Genomic DNA, 15,808 nt, shown 5'->3' with positions numbered 1-15,808 from the left:
CCGCGGGCCCCTGAGATCTCAGGGGCCCGCGGGCCGAGGCGGCGGCACGTACCTGTACGTACGGGCAGTCCTACGGATCAGTCCTGCTTCTCGCCGCTCGCAAAGCGGGAGATGACCAGCGCGACGATGATGATCGCGCCGTTGAGGAACTGGTTCCAGAGCGCGGGCACACCTCCGAGCGTCATCACATTGACCACGAGCTGAAGCGTCAGCACACCCGTCAGCGCGCCGAAGAGCGTGCCGCGCCCGCCCTTGAGGCTGATACCGCCGATGACGGCCGCGGCGAAGACCTGGAAGATCCAGCCGTTGCCCTGGGTGGCCGCGACCGAGCCGTAGTGACCGGTGTAGAGGATGCCCGCGAAGGCCGCGAGCAGCCCGCCGACGGCCAGCACGATCCAGGTGACGCGGTCCACCCGGATACCGGCCGCGCGGGCCGCCTCCGGATTGCCGCCGATGGCGTACAGCGACCGTCCGTGCCGCAGCCACGCGAGCGCCGCGCCGCCGATCGCGAACAGCGCCAGACAGATCCAGACGGCGGCCGGCGCGCCCAGCCAGTCGGTCTTGCCCAGGTACCGGAAGGACTCCGGGACATCGGTGATCGACTTGCCCTCGGTGATACCGATGTGGAGGCCGCGCAGCATGGTGAGCATGCCGAGGGTGGCGATGAAGCCGTTCACCCGCAGCTTGAGCATCAGAAAGCCGTTGACCGCGCCGATGGCCACACCGACCAGCAGACAGGCCGGGATGGCCATCCAGACCGGCAGCAGATCGAGTCCGGCGAACCGGCCCCCCTCCGAGGGCAGCACCAGCCACATGGCGATGACCGGCGCTATCCCGATCGTCGACTCCAGGGACAGGTCCATCCGGCCGCAGATCAGGATCAGCGCCTGGCCGAGGACCAGCAGGCTCAGCTCCGAGGACTGCTGGACGACGCTGATCAGATTGCTGGAGGTGAGGAAGACCGGCGAGACGATGAAGCCGATCACCATCAGCACCAGGATCACCGGCACCAGGGAGAAGTCGCTCCACCGGATGAGCTGGAGCCGGCCGCGCGGAGCCGCGCTCCCGGTCTCCTCCGCCACCGGCGGTCGTATGGTCTCCGTCATTCCCGCTCTCCCACACCTTCCATGGCGGCGACCAGTTCCCGGTCGGTCCACCCGCTTTCGAACGACGCCACCACGCGCCCGTGGAACAGGGCGAGCACCCGGTCGCACACCCGCAGATCGTCCAGCTCGTCCGAGATGATCACGGCCGCGCTGCCCTCGTCCGCCACTCTGCGCACCACGCCGAGCAGCGAGTCCTTCGACTTCACATCGACGCCCGCGGTGGGCCGCAGGGCGACCAGCGCGCTCGGGCCGCGCGCCAGGGCGCGGGCGACGACGACCTTCTGCTGATTGCCGCCGGACAGTCCAGAGACGGGCTGCTCGGGGCCCTGTGTCTTGATGTCCAGCGACTCGATCATGCCCTTGGCGAACTCCCTGGTCCGTGAGGGCAGTACGGTGCCCCACGGGCCGAGCTGATCGGTGACCGTGAGCGTGGCGTTCTCGGCGACGCTCCGGTCCAGTACGAGTCCCTGGCGGTGCCGGTCCTCGGGGATGTAGCCGATTCCGGCGTCCAGGGCGTGCGGGACGCTGCCGGGCTTGACCGGGCGCCCGCGTACGGCGATCCGTCCCGCGGTCGGCGCGCGCATCCCGACCAGGGTCTCGCCGAGCGCCGTGTTGCCGCTGGCCGCGCTCCCGGCCAGACCGAGCACCTCACCGGGCCGTACGGCGAGATCGAGCGGATCGAACTCGCCCTCCAGGGCGAGCCCTTCGACCTCCAGTACGGGCTCGGCCCCGGCGTCCGGCGCGGTCGCGCGCGCGGCGTGCCAGGCGACGGCCGTGCCCGCCGACTCGCCGGTCATCGCCGACACCAGGTCTTCCTTCGACAACTCGGCCACCGGTGCGGTCAGCACATGGCGGGCGTCGCGGTAGACGGTGACGGCGGTGCACAGTTCGTACACCTCCTGGAGATGGTGGGAGATGAAGAGGAACGCCACTCCCTGGCTCCGCAGTTCGCGGAGCTTGTCGAAGAGCCGCTGGATACCGCGGGCGTCGAGCTGCGCCGTGGGCTCGTCAAGGATGATCAGCCGGGCGCCGAAGGACAGCGCCCGTGCGATCTCGACGAACTGCCGCTGCTCGACCGGAAGATCCTTGGCGCGGGCGTTCGGATCGACATCGACTCCGTACTCCGCGAGCAGATCCTGTGCGCGTCGGCGCAGCCCACGCCAGCTGATGAACCGGCCGCCCGGTCCGGCACCGCTCCGGTCCAGACCGTAGTGGTTGAGGAACAGATTCTCCGCGACGGTCAGATCGGGCACGACCATCGACTTCTGGTACACACAGGCGACCTTGGACTGCCAGGCCGTGGTGTCGCCGAAGGCGGGCGCGGGCTCGCCGCCGAAGCTCACCCGGCCCGCGTCCGGCCTGTGCAGCCCGGTGATCACGCTGACCAGGGTGGACTTGCCCGCGCCGTTGCGTCCCACGAGCGCGTGGGACTCGCCGGGCCGTACGGTGAGCCGGACGCCGTCCAGCGCCACGGTGGGACCGAAGCGCTTGACGATGCCTTCCGCGTGTACCGCAGCCGGAGTTTCCTGCCGCTTGGAGTCCATCGCTAGCTCTTCTTCTCCAGCTGGTTGGCCCACAGCTTCGGGTCGTCCACGTTCTCCTTGGTCACGAGCGGCGCGGGAAGCTGGTCCTCGAAGCCGTTCGGGATCTTGATGATCGTGGACTCGTGGTCGGTCGGGCCCTCCTTGGGAGTCACGCCCGCGAGCGCCTGCTTGGCCCAGTACAGCGCGTAGTTGGCGTACAGGTCGGCCGGCTGGGAGACGGTGGCGTCGATCTTCCCTTCGCGGATGGCGTCCAGTTCCTCCGGGATGCCGTCGTTGGAGATGATCGTGATGTGTCCCTCGGTGCCGGGCGCCTTGAGCAGCTTCTTCTGCTCCAGCAGGGCCAGCGTCGGCTGGAGGAAGACACCGCCGGCCTGCATGTAGATGCCGTTGATGTCCGGGTGGGCTGTCAGCGTCGACTGGAGCTTGGCCGAGGCGACATCGCCCTTCCACTCGGTGGCCAGCTCGAAGACCTGGATGCCGGGGAACTTCTCGTCCATACAGGACTTGAACGCCTCGGAGCGGTCACGGCCGTTGATGGAGGACAGGTCGCCCTGGAACTCGACGACCTTGCCCTTGCCCTTGAGCTGCTCGCCCAGGTACTGGCAGGCCTTCTCGCCGTACGCGCGGTTGTCGGCCCGTACGACCATGTAGACATCGCCCTTGTCGGGACGGGTGTCCACGCTGATGACCGGGATCTTCTTCTCGCTCAGCGTCTGGAGCGTCTCGGCTATCGCGCCGGTGTCCTGCGGGGCCATGATGACGGCCTTGGCGCCCTGGTCGGTGAAGACCTGGACATTGGAGACGAGCTTTCCGATGTCGTTCTGCGAGTTGGTCAGCGAGAGCGCGTCGACCTCGCGGGCCTTGACGCCCTTCTCGATGTACTGCTGGTACGAGTTCCAGAAGTCGCTGTCGCTGCGCGGCAGATCGATACCGACCTTGCCACCGCCCGCGGCGTCGCTGCCCTGGTCACGGTTGCACCCGGCCAGGACCGTGACGGCCAGGACCACGGCGCAGGCCGAGGCACCGGTGGTACGGAGTCGGGCGAGTGGAAGTCTGTGCGGGGCGGAGCGTCCCGTGCTGTGTCGCTGCATGATTGTCCATCCTCCAGATGAGTGCGGCTCAGTTGACGGGGCGCAGGCGCAAGCCCTGCATTCCGCCGTCGACCGCGAGCGCCGTCCCCGTGACGGCGGCCGCGGCAGGGCTGGCGAGATAGGCGACGGCTGCGGCGACCTCGGCCGCGGCGACCAGCCGTCCCGTGGGCTGGCGCGCTTCGAGGGCCGCGCGTTCGGCCTCGGGGTCCGCGGCCTGGTCGAGCAGCCGGCCGACCCAAGGTGTGTCCGCGGTACCGGGATTGACGCAGTTGACCCGGATGCCCTCGCGGACATGGTCGGCCGCCATGGCCAGCGTCAGCGACAGTACGGCGCCCTTGCTGGCGCTGTAGAGGGCGCGCTGCGGCAGCCCGGCGGTGGCGGCGATGGAGCAGGTCTGGGTGATCGAGACACAGCCGGGCCGTTCTGCGGCCGAGCGGCGCAGATGCGGCAGGGCGTGCCGGGCGGTGCGGACCATCCCGAGGACATTGATGTCCAGGACGCGCCGCCACTCGTCGTCGGGATTGTCCGCGACGGTCCCGATGGCGCCGAGGCCCGCGTTGGAGACGACCGTGTGCAGCCCGCCGAACTCCGCCGCCGCGCTGTCCACGGCGGCCCGTACCGCCGCGTCGTCGGTGACGTCCGCCGTGAGCGGCAGCGTGCCCTTGGGCGCGCCCGCGCAGTCGCGGTCCAGTACGGCGACCTGGGCGCCGCGTTCCAGCAGCAGCGTGGCGATGGCCGCGCCGATGCCCGAGGCACCGCCCGTGACCAGGGCGCCGAGCCCTTCGAAGTCCCGTAGGTCGGTCATCGGTCGTTCTCCTCGGTGGTGCGGGGCTCGCCGGTGGTACGGGCCTGCCAGACGGGCCCTTCCGGATAGCGGTGCGCGGCGATCGACTCGGGCAGCATTTGGGCGGAGAAGCCCGGTGCGCCCGGCGCCTCGTAGCGTCCCGAGGTGATCACCACGGGATCGGCGAAGTGCTCGTGCAGATGGTCGACATACTCGATGATCCGGTCCTCCCAGCTTCCGGAGACGGCGACATAGTCGAACATCGAGAGATGCTGCACGAGTTCGCAGAGTCCGACACCGCCGGCGTGCGGGCAGACCGGTCTGCCGTACTTGGCCGCGAGCAGCAGGATCGCCAGATTCTCGTTGACTCCGGCGACCCGGGCCGCGTCGATCTGAACGTAGTCGACGGCCTCGGCCTGGAGAAGCTGCTTGAACATCACGCGGTTGGCGACATGCTCGCCGGTGGCCACCTTGACCGGCTGACCGGCGCGTACGGCGGCGTGGCCGAGGATGTCGTCAGGGCTGGTCGGCTCCTCGATCCAGTGCGGTTCGTACGGAGCGAGGGCCGACATCCAGCGCACCGCCTCGGCGACGTCCCAGCGCTGGTTCGCGTCGACGGCGATCCGGATACCGGGACCGACGGCGGCGCGGGCCAGCTTCATCCGCCGGATGTCGTCCTCCAGATCGGCGCCGACCTTGAGCTTGATCTGCTCGAAGCCGTCGGCGACGGCCTGCTTGGCGAGGGTGACGAGCTTGCTGTCGGAGTAGCCGAGCCAGCCGGGCGAGGTGGTGTACGCGGGATAGCCCTCGGCGCGCAGCCGGGCGGCCCGCTCCGCCCGGCCCGGCTCGACGGCGCGCAGGATGGCCAGCGCCTCGTCCGGTGTGAGGGCGTCGCTCAGATAGCGGAAGTCGACCAGGGAGACCAGCTCCTCGGGCGTCATGTCCGAGAGGAACTCCCAGACGGGCTTGCCCGCCGCCTTGGCCGCCAGGTCCCAGGCCGCGTTCACGACGGCGCCGGCCGCCATATGCATGACGCCCTTCTCCGGGCCGAGCCAGCGGAGCTGGGAGTCATGGGTCAGCTCGAAGTAGAGGGCGGCGAGATCGGCCGCCGTGTGCGGGGCCGGTCTGCCCAGTACATAGGGCCGCAGCGCCTCGATGGCGGTCGCGGTGACCTCGTTGCCACGCCCGATCGTGAAGCAGAATCCATGGCCCTCCGCGCCGCCGTCCGTACGCAGCACCAGATAGGCGGCCGAGTAGTCGGGATCCGGGTTCATGGCGTCGGAGCCGTCGAGCTGTTCCGAGGTGGGAAAACGGATGTCGTGAACCTCGAACCCCGTGACGGTCTGACTCATGCACGCTCCCTGAGAAGAACATCGGACCTCTAGTGGTCATCCGATGTATAGCGCCGTTCAGGCCAGACAGTCCAGGGTCGGAACGAAAATTACGATGACAGCTCGGATGAATCTTCCGGGAGAAGCGTCAGTTCTCCGGCCTATGCCCCGGTAAGCCGAAGTTCACCCGGGCGTACGCGGGGCTGCGGGCGGGCACCGGGAAAGCCGTAAGGTTGGTCCGTACGAAAGGGAACTTCGGAAGGAGGCACTGGGTGATCGAGCTCGAGGGGGTTCCCGAGCTGATCGACCCGGTCATGGTGGCCGCGTTCGAGGGCTGGAACGACGCGGGCGACGCAGCCTCCACAGCGGTCGCGCATCTCGACCGGGAGTGGAAGGGCGAGGTGTTCGCGGCGCTCGACGCCGAGGACTACTACGACTTCCAGGTCAACCGGCCCACGGTCTACCTGGACGGCGGCGTACGGAAGATCACCTGGCCGACCACCCGGCTCTCCGTGGTCCGGATCGGCGGCGAGAAACCTCGTGACCTGGTGCTGGTCCGCGGTATCGAGCCGTCCATGCGCTGGCGCTCGTTCTGCAACGAGCTGCTGGGCTTCGCCCATGAGCTGGGCGTGGAGATGGTGGTCATCCTGGGCGCGCTGCTCGGCGACACCCCGCACACGCGCCCGGTGCCGGTCAGCGGCGTCACCTCGGACACGGATCTGGCCAGGACGATGGATCTGGAGGAGACGCGGTACGAGGGACCGACCGGCATCGTCGGCATCCTCCAGGAGGCCTGCACACACGCGGGCGTCCCCGCGGTGAGTCTGTGGGCCGCTGTGCCGCACTATGTGTCGCAGCCGCCCAATCCGAAGGCGACGCTGGCGCTGCTGAACCGGCTGGAGGATCTGATCGGTCTGCGGATCCCGCTGGGTGAACTGGCCGAGGACGCACGGGCCTGGCAGCTCGGCGTGGACCAACTGGCCGCCGAGGACAGCGAGGTGGCGGAGTACGTCCAGTCGCTGGAGGAGGCGCGGGACACCGCGGAGCTCCCCGAGGCGTCCGGCGAGGCCATCGCCCGGGAGTTCGAGCGGTATCTGCGGCGGCGCGACGGCGGTCCCGGACAGGCCGCTCCGGGAGGCCATGCCACGGAGAGCGGTGAGGGATCCTCATATCTGCGCGATGCCTCCGGCGGGCGCGGCGGCGGCCGACCACAGCGGCCCGCGCGCGGCGGCGGTGAGCCGGGCAAGGAGTCCGAGCAGGGACCCGCCCGTCCTGAGCAGGGACCGGACAACGAGGACGGTTCCGCCGACTCCGAGGACTGAGTCCCGGCAGGACCGAGTCCCGGCGAGGCAGGCAAAAGGAAGGCAAGAAGAAGCGGGGCGGCGCCGTCGGGCGCCGCCCCGCTCCCTTTCGGCCTTCGGCCTGTACGCCTACAGCGCGACTCCCAGCAGCGCGTCGACCGCTCGGGACACCACGCCGGGCGCGCCCTCGTCCGTACCGCCGGCGGCCTCCTGGAGCGCCGCCCACCGGTCGACGGCCAAAAGCGCCGCGGGAGCGTCCAGATCGTCCGCCAGCGCCTCTCGGATCTCCTCGACGACCGCGTCCGACGGCGGTCCGTCAGGTCTCGACACCGCCGCCCGCCAGCGCGCCAGACGCGCCACGGCCTCCTGGAGCACCGTGTCGGTCCACTCCCAGTCGGAGCGGTAGTGGTGCGCGAGCAGCGCGAGACGGATCGCCGCCGGGTCCACGCCCTCACGGCGCAGCGTGGACACGAAGACGAGATTGCCCTTGGACTTGGACATCTTCTCGCCGTTGAGACCGACCATTCCGGCGTGTACGTAGGCGCGCGCGAACGGTTGCTCACCGGTCAGCACCTGGGCGTGCGAGGCGCCCATCTCATGGTGCGGGAAGGCGAGATCGCTGCCGCCGCCCTGCACGTCGAAGCCCATGCCGAGATGGTCGAGGGCGATGGCCACACACTCGATGTGCCAGCCGGGCCTGCCACGGCCCAGCGTGCCGCCGTCCCAGCTCGGCTCGCCGGGACGGGCGGCCAGCCAGAGGATCGGGTCGAGCGGATTCTTCTTGCCCGGCCGGTCGGGATCGCCGCCGCGCTCGGCCGAAAGCAGCCGCATCGCCTCGGCGTCGAGCCGGGAGACCTCGCCGAAGTGCGGATCGGCCGCCACGGAGAAGTAGACGTCGCCTTCGAGTTCGTAGGCGGCACCGGCGTCGCGCAGCCGTTCCACCAGCGGCACGATGCCCGGTATGGCCTCGACGGCGCCGATGTAGTGCTGGGGCGGCAGCATCCGCAGCGCGGTCATGTCCTCCCGGAAGAGGGCCGTCTCACGCTCCGCGAGGCCGGTCCAGTCCTCTCCGTCGCGCCGTGCCCGCTCCAGCAGCGGATCGTCGACATCCGTCACGTTCTGGACGTACTGAACCTGCCGCTTCGTGTCGAGCCACACGCGCTGGACGAGGTCGAACGCGTTGTAGGTCGCCGCGTGACCCATGTGGGTCGCGTCGTACGGGGTGATACCGCAGACGTAGATACGGGCGACGGGACCGGGCTCAAGGGTGACTCGGCCATCGGTCGAGGTGTCGTGAATCCTGAGGTCGCGGCCACTGCCGGGCAGGGCGGGGACTTCGGAAGCGGGCCAGGCATACATGCCATGAGCGTAACCGGATGGATGTTCCGCATACGAACCGGATGGGTGCTCCTGGCCGGTTGGGCACTCTTGCGCATACGGCCGGAAAGTGCTTGTGCGGTATGGCCGATACGCACCGGAGGTCGACAGGCACCCGGGGCGGCCGTCTCGTACCGGCCGGTGTCCGGTCGCGTACCGACCGGTGGCTACACGGGAGGCCAGGGGATCGCGGGCCACTGGCCCGAGGGCTGCGGATGACGGCCAGTACGGCGCAGCTCGCGGACCCGGGCCCGTACGGCATCGGTCTCGGCCGCCGTGATGAGTTCGGCCAGCCGGGTGGCGAGAGGCGCGGACTCCGCCAGGGCGTCCTCCAGACGCGCGAGCACCTCCAGCACCTCCGGAGTCAGCGGCTCGCCGGCCCAGCCCCAGAGCAGGGTGCGCAGCTTGTCGTCGACGTTGAAGGTGACGCCGTGGTCGATCCCGTACAGCCGTCCTTCCGGCGCGGGCAGCAGATGACCGCCCTTGCGGTCGCCGTTGTTGATGACCGCGTCGAGCACGGCGAGCCTGCGCAGCCGCTCGTCGTCGGCGTGCACCAGCAGCGCCGTACGGCCCTCGCCCACCTCGGCGAGCCCGACGGCCTTCCAGCCGTCGCCCGGTTCCTCGTCCTCCACCAGGGCCAGCAGCTGCTGTCCGGCCGCCTCGGCCTCGGCCTCGATCCAGAGCTGGCACATGCCCTGGCCGTACGGGCCGTCCCGGAGCACGGTCGGCGGCACCAGGGCCCAGCCGGTCGCCTCGGAGACCTCGTACGCCGCCACCTCGCGCTGGGCGAGCGTCCCGTCGGGAAAGTCCCACAGGGGCCGCTCGCCCGCGACGGGCTTGTAGACGCAGTTGGCTTCCATGCCCTCGTACGAGACGGAGCAGTAGAGAACCGCGTTGGACGCCTCACGGATGCGTCCGCGCACGGTCAGTTCGCCCTTGGTGAGCAGATCGACCACGGTCACGCTCCGCGGCGGTATCCGTTCTGGCGCGGGCATACATGTCCTTCCGGATCGAGCGGCAGGCTGCACAGCGGACACGGTGGCCGGCCCGCGTTGACAACGTCCAGGGCGCGCTTGGCGAAGGCTCTGGCCTGGGCGCCGGAGAGCCGGACGCGGAGCATCGGCGGACCGTTCTCCTCGTCCTGGAGGAGCCGCTCCTCGGCCTCGGCGAGGTCCTCCTCGGTATCGGCGTCCAGCTCGACCAGCGCCTGAGCCTCGACGATCATGCGCTGCTCGTCACCGTCCCAGGCCAGCGCCATGGTGCCGACCCGGAACTCCTCCTCCACCGGGGCGTCGAGCGGGGCCGAGTCGGAGATCTCGGGAGGCGCCATGACCGGCACCGGGGCATTGCCTCCGGTACGGCGTACCACCTCGTCCAGCAGCTCGTCGATCCGTTCGGCGAGCGCGGCCACCTGGGTCTTCTCCAGGGCGACGCTGGTGACGCGCCCGGCGCCGGAAGCCTGGAGGAAGAACGTACGGCGTCCAGGCAGCCCGACCGTGCCGGCCACGAAGCGGTCCGGCGGATCGTAGAGGAACACCTGACGGGACACGTCCTGTCTCCCTTGGAAATCGATCGTCACCGACGGGCGGTGACGGATATGGCGTGACGAATACGGACGGACAGTGGAGCGGATTGCAGAGGGCGGGATCGGGGGCCGCGGACGGCCCACCGGATCGCGCGGACGGCGCGTCCACCCTACTGCGCGGAGCGATCACGGTGCTCCCGCGCCGCCTCCTACGATCCCGCTGCCGCCGTCGGTGCCGTCCGCGGTGCTGGCGTCGGCGCTCTCGCCGGGACTCTCGCGCGGCGCCAGTCCGCCGAGGTCGCCGGTGTCACCGAGCCGGAGCAGGAACGGACGCAGACGCGTGTAGCGGATCGCCGTCACCGAGCACGGGTCCACATGGATCCGCTGGAAGAGATCCAGATGCATGCCCAGGGCGTCCGCCACGAGCGCCTTGATGATGTCGCCGTGGGAGCACATCAGGAAGACGGCGTCCTCACCGTGCTCCTCCTCGATCCGGGTGTTCCACTCCCGTACGGCCTCCACGGCACGCGTCTGCATGGCGCGCATCGACTCGCCTCCGGGGAACGCGGCGGCGGAGGGATGCTGCTGTACGACCGTCATCAGCGGCTCGTCGGCCAGCTCGGCGAGCTTGCGGCCCGACCAGTCGCCGTAGTGGCACTCGCCGATGCGGTCCTCGGTCCGCGCCTCCAGTCCCGGGCGGGCGTCGAGCAGCGGCTGAAGCGTCTCGCGGCAGCGCTGGAGCGGGCTGGTGACGACGGCGGCGAGCGGCACACCGGCCAGCCGTTCCGGCAGGGCCGCGGCCTGCGCGGCGCCGCGCTCGTCGAGGGCGACCCCCGGCGTCCAGCCGGCGAGCACTCCCGCGGTGTTGGCGGTGGACCGTCCATGACGTACGAGGATCAACGTGGCCATGCCCGCCAGGGTATGCCGCCCGGTACCGGCCGGTGCCCGCCGGGGTGAACCGGGCGGTACGGGCGGGGTACGGCCCCTACGTACGAGGCGGACCGTACGGGCACGGCGTGCGGCCGGGCGCGGGAGCGGGAAGAATGCCCGCCGTGATCGTGGACTGTGCCATTTACCGCGACGGACGCCGCACCGACGGCCCCGCCGACTTCTCCGACGCCCTCGACGAGGCGCGCGCCCAGGGCGACGCCTTTCTCTGGCTCGGGCTGCACGAACCGACACAGCACGAGTTCGACCTCGTACGTGACGAGTTCGGGCTGCATCCGCTGGCCGTCGAGGACGCGCTCCACGCGCATCAGCGGCCCAAGCTGGAGGTCTACGAGGACTCGCTGTTCATGGTCCTCAAGCCCGTGGAGTACGAGCCGGAGGGCGACACCGTCTCCACCGGCGAGCTGATGGTATTCATGGGCGACTCCTTCGTGGTGACGGTCCGCCACGGCGAGGGCGCGGCGCTCACCGCCGTACGGCAGCGGCTCGAAGCGGAGCCGGAGGTGCTCAAGCACGGCCCCACGGCGGTGCTTTACGCCGTCAGCGACGCGGTGGTGGACCACTACATCGAGGTCGCCGTGGAGCTCCAGACCGATCTGGAGGAGCTGGAGGAGGACGTCTTCTCGCCGAGCGGCGGCGACGGTGCGCCGGGCTCCTCACGCGGCACGGCGTCCGCGACGTCGACCGCGGCACGGATCTACAACTTCAAGCGACAGGTGCTGGAGTTCCGCCGGGCGAGCGGGCCGCTGGCGGCGCCGATGGCCCGGCTGGCGAGCGCGGGCGTGCCCTTCGTCCATGACCACTCGCGGCCGTTCTTCCGGGATGTCAACGACCACCTCCTGCGCGCCAACGAGCAGGTGGAAGGGCTGGACCGGCTGCTCTCGGACATCCTGTCGGCGCATCTCGCGCAGATGGGAGTGCGGCAGAACGACGACATGCGGAAGATCTCGGCCTGGGCGGCCATGGCCGCGGTGCCCACGCTGGTCGCGGGGATCTACGGTATGAACTTCTCGCACATGCCGGAGCTGCACTATGTGTGGGGCTATCCCGCCGTGATCGGCTTCATGGTGGTCGTGGTGACGGCGCTGCACCGCCAGTTCAAGCGGCGGGGCTGGCTCTAGGCGGGGCCTGTGGGGTGTGTGGGCTCTGCGGGGCCCGCGGAGTCGCGGAGTCCGTGAGGCGGGCCTGGAAGGCTAGAAGGCGGGGACCGTGGTCGCGGGGCCGCCGAGGGCGTCGCGGCGCTCCGGCATCCTGAGGCGGACCATCCGGCGCCAGCCAAGGAGCCGCTCGTACACGTACATGCCGTTGATCGCCGCGGCGAGCAGCGCGGCCTTGGGCGTGGGCCAGTCGAGGAGCCGGCCCATCCGCTCCATCACGGCGAGGCTCACCTGCCGGTAGACCTGGATCTCGGCCATCGCGCACTCCCGCAGGATCCGGTGGATCGTACAGGCGTGGCCCTGCCGGGCCAGTCCGAGCAGTTCCTCGTGGCAGTAGGCGAGATGGTTGTCCTCGTCATTGCTGATCATCCTGACGGCCTTGCCCACCTCGGGATGGTCTCCGAAGTACTTCACCAGCATCACCATCTGGTCGGCGGCCCGCTGTTCGGTGATCCGGCTGTGCGAGAGATAGATCACGATGTCCGCCTCGGTGAGCCGCTCGTCGCGGCGCAGCTTCGCATGGGTGAGCCCGATGCCACGGCGCTCCAGCAGCATGGTGTAGTCGGTCTCGCGCGGGACCTCGACCGGTTCAAGACCGCGCTTCTTCAGGAGGGCGTGGAAAATGCGCCCGTGCTTGTCCTCGTCGACTCCGTGCCGGGCGATCTTCGGGGCGAGATCCCGCATGGACTCGGGTACCAGGGCGGCGATCCGGCCGTTCTCCCATCCGCCCTGGGCCTCTCCGCTGGCCGCGATGGAACAGAAGAGCCGGAAGGAACGGTCGTCGTCCAGGATTTCCTGGAACAGGCTTCGGGCCGAGAGCATCACTGTCACCTCCATACAGACATCCGCAGAAAACGAGTCAAATGGGGTGCGGGACAACAGGCAACAGGTGCGCCGTTCGGCTGAGCCGAAAGAAGGAGCGCGAAGGCGGGCCCGGCGCGTAACCGAGCGGGGCCCGGAGGCGTTGTCGTACATGACGGCCGTGGCGGGGAAGACCCCCCGAGCCCCCACCACGGCCGCGGACTTTTCCTATCGCGCTCGGGACCGCCGCCATCGCCCGTCCGGACCAACGGGTCCGCGTCCCAGGGGCCCGGACCCGGAGCTAGGACACCAGGCCCGCGTGCTCCAGGGCGTCGGTACCGGCGCGCAGGGCGGCGAGGCGCTCGTCGAGCGTGAAGCCGGCCGGAGCGAGAGTCAGCGTGGTGACACCGGCGGCGGCATAGGCCCGCATCCGGTCGGCGATCCGCTCCACGGAACCGAGCAGGGTGGTCGAGTCGATCAGCTCGTGCGGCACGGCCGCCGCCGCGCCCTCCTTGTCGCCGGAGAGGTACTTGTCCTGGATCTCCGCGGCCTCCTTCTCATAGCCCATACGGCAGGCGAGCTGGTTGTAGAAGTTCTGCCTGCGGCTGCCCATGCCGCCCACGTACAGCGCGGTGTACGGACGGAAGATGTCGGCCAGCGCGTTGATGTCGTCGCCGAGCGCGAGAGGCACGGTCGGACAGACGTCGAAGCCGTCCATGGTCAGCCCGGCCTTCTCACGGCCCGCCCGCAGATGCCTGATCGCGGTGTCCTCAAGATGCTCGGCGGACGGGAAGATCAGCAGCGCGCCGTCGGCGATCTCGCCGGTCTGCTCCAGGTTCTTGGGACCGATCGCGGCGATGTAGAGCGGGATGTGCTCACGCTCAGGGTGCACGGTGAGCTTCAGCGGCTTGCCGGGACCGCCGGGCAGCGGCAGCGTCCAGTGCTCACCTTCGTAGGACAGCCGCTCGCGGGACATGGCCCTGCGGACGATCTCGACATACTCCCGGGTGCGGGCGAGCGGCTTGTCGAACTTCACGCCGTACCAGCCCTCGGAGACCTGAGGGCCCGAGACGCCGAGGCCGAGCCGGAACCGGCCGCCGGAGAGGGAGTCGAGGGTGGCCGCGGTCATGGCGGTCATGGCGGGCTGGCGGGCCGGGATCTGGAGGATCGCGGAGCCCACGTCGATGCTCTCCGTCTGCGCGGCGACCCAGCTCAGTACGGTCGGGGCGTCGGAGCCGTACGCCTCGGCGGCCCAGCAGACGTCATAGCCGAGCCGGTCGGCCTCCTGCGCGACCGCGAGGTTGTCGCCGTCCATCCCCGCGCCCCAGTACCCGAGGTTGATGCCGAGCCGCATGGCCACTCCCTACTACTGATGAGTAACGTCCCTGTGCCGGGGACTCTAGCGCGCCGTACGGGCTTCCGTCAGCGGCGGGTTGTCCACAGGCTCTCTCCGCGTGGGGTCCTGGCCAGTAATCTCAGCAGCCATGGAGCAGAGGCATCTCGGCCGTACCGGCCTGCGTGTGTCCAGGATCGGGCTCGGCACCCTGACCTGGGGGCGGGACACCGACGAGCACGACGCCGCCGATCAGTTGAAGGCCTTCTGGGAGGCGGGCGGGACACTGGTCGACACGGCGGATGTGTACGGCGGAGGGGAGTCCGAATATCTGCTCGGGCAGTTGATCGAGCGGCTGGTGCCGCGCCGCGATCTGATCGTCGCGACAAAGGCCGGCAGTGTGCCCGATCCGTACCGGCGCTTCGACGGATCGCGCGGGCATCTGCTCGCCGCACTCGACGCGTCACTGGAGCGGCTCGGCACGGACTATGTGGATCTGTGGCAGATACACGCCTTTGACGACGAGACACCGCTGGAGGAGACGCTGCACGCCCTGGACATCGCGGTGAGCAGCGGCCGGGCCCGGTACGCGGGAGTGTCGAACTACTGCGGCTGGCAGCTCGCCAAGGCCGCCACCTGGCAGCTTGCCGCGCCCGGGATACGGACGCGGCTGGCCAGCACACAGATGGAGTACTCCCTGTTGCAGCGCGGTGTGGAGCGTGAGGTGCTGCCGGCCGCGCTGGATCTGGGCGTCGGGCTGCTGCCCTCGTCGCCGCTGGGCCGCGGCGTGCTCACCGGCAAGTACCGGCACACCACACCGCCGGACTCACGGGGCGCCTCGGAGCAGATGGCACCGTTCGTCGAGCCGTATCTGGACGAGGCGGCGAGCCGGATCGTGGACGCGGTCGCGACGGCCGCGGACGGGCTCGCCACGACACCGCTGGAGGTGGCGCTGGCCTGGGTCAGGGACCGCCCTGGCGTGGTGGCCCCGATCATCGGAGCGCGGAACGCGCAGCAGCTCACGGCGGCGCTGTCAGTGGAGAGCCTTAGTCTTCCTGACGAGATCTGCCAGGCGCTCGACGATGTGTCGGCGCCCGTGCACCGCTATCCCGACCAGGACTGGAGCACGCTGTGAGTACGGACCGCGACATCGCTGCCACGGAGGAGGCCGACGCCATGGCCGACACAGGCGAGCTTCCCGCGGCCGAAGCGGGACCGTCCGCGGACGGTACGGACGCGGCGGGCGCCGGGGCCGGCGCGGAGATGGCCGGGGAGGCTGCCGGGGCCGACGGCACGGCGGAGACGGACGGTACGGAAGCCGACGCCGGCGGGGCTGTCGACGCAGACGGCAAGGCGGCCGAGGGCGGGGCCGAAGTGTCCGAGGCCGCGGCCGAGTTGGCGGCGCAGCGGGAATTGCGGGAGCGGATCGAGCGACGGAAGGCGGAGAAGGGCGGGCCCATCACGGCCGGTGCCAAGCTGAGCGGGCAGGCCGCCGATCTGCTCGCCGCCG

The 15,808-nt window shown here is 70.1% G+C and carries 14 protein-coding genes and 1 pseudogene; 4 read left to right on the top strand and 11 right to left on the bottom strand.

Annotation, left to right across the window (positions count from 1 at the left end):
* Nucleotides 1–77: 77 nt before the first annotated feature.
* The 5 genes from GA0115259_RS16140 to GA0115259_RS16120 are packed head-to-tail and all read right to left on the bottom strand — an operon-like array spanning nt 78 to nt 5,877.
* Entirely contained in the window at nt 78–1,106 is a 1,029-nt protein-coding gene (locus GA0115259_RS16140) for an ABC transporter permease (RefSeq protein WP_093596990.1), read from the bottom strand.
* Nucleotides 1,103–2,650 carry a sugar ABC transporter ATP-binding protein gene (locus GA0115259_RS16135; protein ID WP_093596987.1) on the bottom strand — a complete coding sequence of 516 codons (1,548 nt, stop codon included), beginning with the start codon at nt 2,648–2,650 and terminating at the stop codon, nt 1,103–1,105. Before GA0115259_RS16135 ends, GA0115259_RS16140 begins: the two co-directional genes overlap by 4 nt.
* Before the next feature lie 2 nt (nt 2,651–2,652).
* Nucleotides 2,653–3,741, bottom strand: coding sequence for a sugar ABC transporter substrate-binding protein (locus tag GA0115259_RS16130; protein ID WP_093596984.1), 1,089 nt, complete (start codon nt 3,739–3,741; stop codon nt 2,653–2,655).
* Between the two features lie 28 nt (nt 3,742–3,769).
* Nucleotides 3,770–4,546, bottom strand: coding sequence for an SDR family NAD(P)-dependent oxidoreductase (locus tag GA0115259_RS16125; RefSeq protein WP_093596981.1), 777 nt, complete (start codon nt 4,544–4,546; stop codon nt 3,770–3,772).
* On the bottom strand, nt 4,543–5,877 hold the full coding sequence (locus GA0115259_RS16120; RefSeq protein ID WP_093596978.1) for an enolase C-terminal domain-like protein: 1,335 nt from the start codon (nt 5,875–5,877) through the stop codon (nt 4,543–4,545). Before GA0115259_RS16120 ends, GA0115259_RS16125 begins: the two co-directional genes overlap by 4 nt.
* A 251-nt stretch (nt 5,878–6,128) precedes the next feature.
* Between GA0115259_RS16120 and GA0115259_RS16115 the strand changes: the two genes are divergently transcribed.
* Nucleotides 6,129–7,178 (top strand): PAC2 family protein, encoded by a 1,050-nt coding sequence (locus GA0115259_RS16115; RefSeq protein WP_093596974.1) that lies wholly within the window; start codon nt 6,129–6,131, stop codon nt 7,176–7,178.
* A 108-nt stretch (nt 7,179–7,286) separates the two neighbouring features.
* On the opposite strand, the gene mshC is transcribed toward GA0115259_RS16115, so the two are convergent.
* The 4 genes from mshC to GA0115259_RS16095 all read right to left on the bottom strand — a co-directional run bounded on the left by mshC (nt 7,287) and on the right by GA0115259_RS16095 (nt 10,968).
* On the bottom strand, nt 7,287–8,516 hold the full coding sequence (mshC, locus tag GA0115259_RS16110; protein WP_093596971.1) for a cysteine--1-D-myo-inosityl 2-amino-2-deoxy-alpha-D-glucopyranoside ligase: 1,230 nt from the start codon (nt 8,514–8,516) through the stop codon (nt 7,287–7,289).
* A 185-nt stretch (nt 8,517–8,701) separates the two neighbouring features.
* Complete coding sequence (locus GA0115259_RS16105; protein WP_093596968.1) at nt 8,702–9,529, bottom strand: SCO1664 family protein; 828 nt, start codon at nt 9,527–9,529, stop codon at nt 8,702–8,704.
* Nucleotides 9,493–10,083, bottom strand: a complete 591-nt coding sequence (locus GA0115259_RS16100; RefSeq protein ID WP_093596965.1) for a DUF3090 domain-containing protein — start codon at nt 10,081–10,083, stop codon at nt 9,493–9,495. The genes GA0115259_RS16105 and GA0115259_RS16100 overlap by 37 nt, the downstream gene beginning before the upstream one ends.
* Before the next feature lie 162 nt (nt 10,084–10,245).
* On the bottom strand, nt 10,246–10,968 hold the full coding sequence (locus GA0115259_RS16095; RefSeq protein WP_093596962.1) for a histidine phosphatase family protein: 723 nt from the start codon (nt 10,966–10,968) through the stop codon (nt 10,246–10,248).
* A gap of 134 nt (nt 10,969–11,102) precedes the next feature.
* Here GA0115259_RS16095 and corA point away from each other — a divergent pair, with 134 nt between their 5' ends.
* Nucleotides 11,103–12,128, top strand: a complete 1,026-nt coding sequence (gene corA / locus GA0115259_RS16090; protein ID WP_093596959.1) for a magnesium/cobalt transporter CorA — start codon at nt 11,103–11,105, stop codon at nt 12,126–12,128.
* A 72-nt stretch (nt 12,129–12,200) separates the two neighbouring features.
* Here the strand turns inward: corA and GA0115259_RS16085 are convergent, their stop codons facing one another.
* Entirely contained in the window at nt 12,201–12,986 is a 786-nt protein-coding gene (locus GA0115259_RS16085; RefSeq protein WP_093596956.1) for a hypothetical protein, read from the bottom strand.
* A gap of 280 nt (nt 12,987–13,266) precedes the next feature.
* Nucleotides 13,267–14,319, bottom strand: coding sequence for an LLM class F420-dependent oxidoreductase (locus GA0115259_RS16080; RefSeq protein ID WP_093596953.1), 1,053 nt, complete (start codon nt 14,317–14,319; stop codon nt 13,267–13,269).
* Between the two features lie 130 nt (nt 14,320–14,449).
* On the opposite strand from GA0115259_RS16080, the gene GA0115259_RS16075 reads away from it, so the two are divergent.
* The gene (locus GA0115259_RS16075) at nt 14,450–15,433 is read left to right on the top strand and encodes an aldo/keto reductase (RefSeq protein ID WP_066955781.1); all 984 of its coding nucleotides are present in this window, start codon (nt 14,450–14,452) and stop codon (nt 15,431–15,433) included.
* Nucleotides 15,430–15,808 (top strand): annotated as a pseudogene (locus GA0115259_RS16070) (DNA helicase RecD); the annotation flags it as partial. The gene GA0115259_RS16075 and the pseudogene GA0115259_RS16070, both read left to right, overlap by 4 nt.

Source organism: Streptomyces sp. MnatMP-M17, from assembly GCF_900091995.1.
Lineage (GTDB): Bacteria > Actinomycetota > Actinomycetes > Streptomycetales > Streptomycetaceae > Streptomyces.
Note: the sequence above shows the minus strand (reverse complement) of the source record. Positions and strands in the feature narration are given on the sequence as shown.

Bases quoted from the DNA above. Each gene is read 5' to 3' on its own strand.
- GA0115259_RS16135 (WP_093596987.1), bottom strand. From the start codon at position 2,650: ATGGACTCCAAGCGGCAGGAAACTCCGGCTGCGGTACACGCGGAAGGC.
- GA0115259_RS16095 (WP_093596962.1), bottom strand. From the start codon at position 10,968: ATGGCCACGTTGATCCTCGTACGTCATGGACGGTCCACCGCCAACACC.
- corA (WP_093596959.1), top strand. From the start codon at position 11,103: ATGCCCGCCGTGATCGTGGACTGTGCCATTTACCGCGACGGACGCCGC.
- GA0115259_RS16140 (WP_093596990.1), bottom strand. From the start codon at position 1,106: ATGACGGAGACCATACGACCGCCGGTGGCGGAGGAGACCGGGAGCGCG.
- GA0115259_RS16105 (WP_093596968.1), bottom strand. From the start codon at position 9,529: ATGCCCGCGCCAGAACGGATACCGCCGCGGAGCGTGACCGTGGTCGAT.
- GA0115259_RS16085 (WP_093596956.1), bottom strand. From the start codon at position 12,986: ATGCTCTCGGCCCGAAGCCTGTTCCAGGAAATCCTGGACGACGACCGT.
- GA0115259_RS16125 (WP_093596981.1), bottom strand. From the start codon at position 4,546: ATGACCGACCTACGGGACTTCGAAGGGCTCGGCGCCCTGGTCACGGGC.
- GA0115259_RS16080 (WP_093596953.1), bottom strand. From the start codon at position 14,319: ATGCGGCTCGGCATCAACCTCGGGTACTGGGGCGCGGGGATGGACGGC.
- GA0115259_RS16130 (WP_093596984.1), bottom strand. From the start codon at position 3,741: ATGCAGCGACACAGCACGGGACGCTCCGCCCCGCACAGACTTCCACTC.
- mshC (WP_093596971.1), bottom strand. From the start codon at position 8,516: ATGTATGCCTGGCCCGCTTCCGAAGTCCCCGCCCTGCCCGGCAGTGGC.
- GA0115259_RS16120 (WP_093596978.1), bottom strand. From the start codon at position 5,877: ATGAGTCAGACCGTCACGGGGTTCGAGGTTCACGACATCCGTTTTCCC.
- GA0115259_RS16075 (WP_066955781.1), top strand. From the start codon at position 14,450: ATGGAGCAGAGGCATCTCGGCCGTACCGGCCTGCGTGTGTCCAGGATC.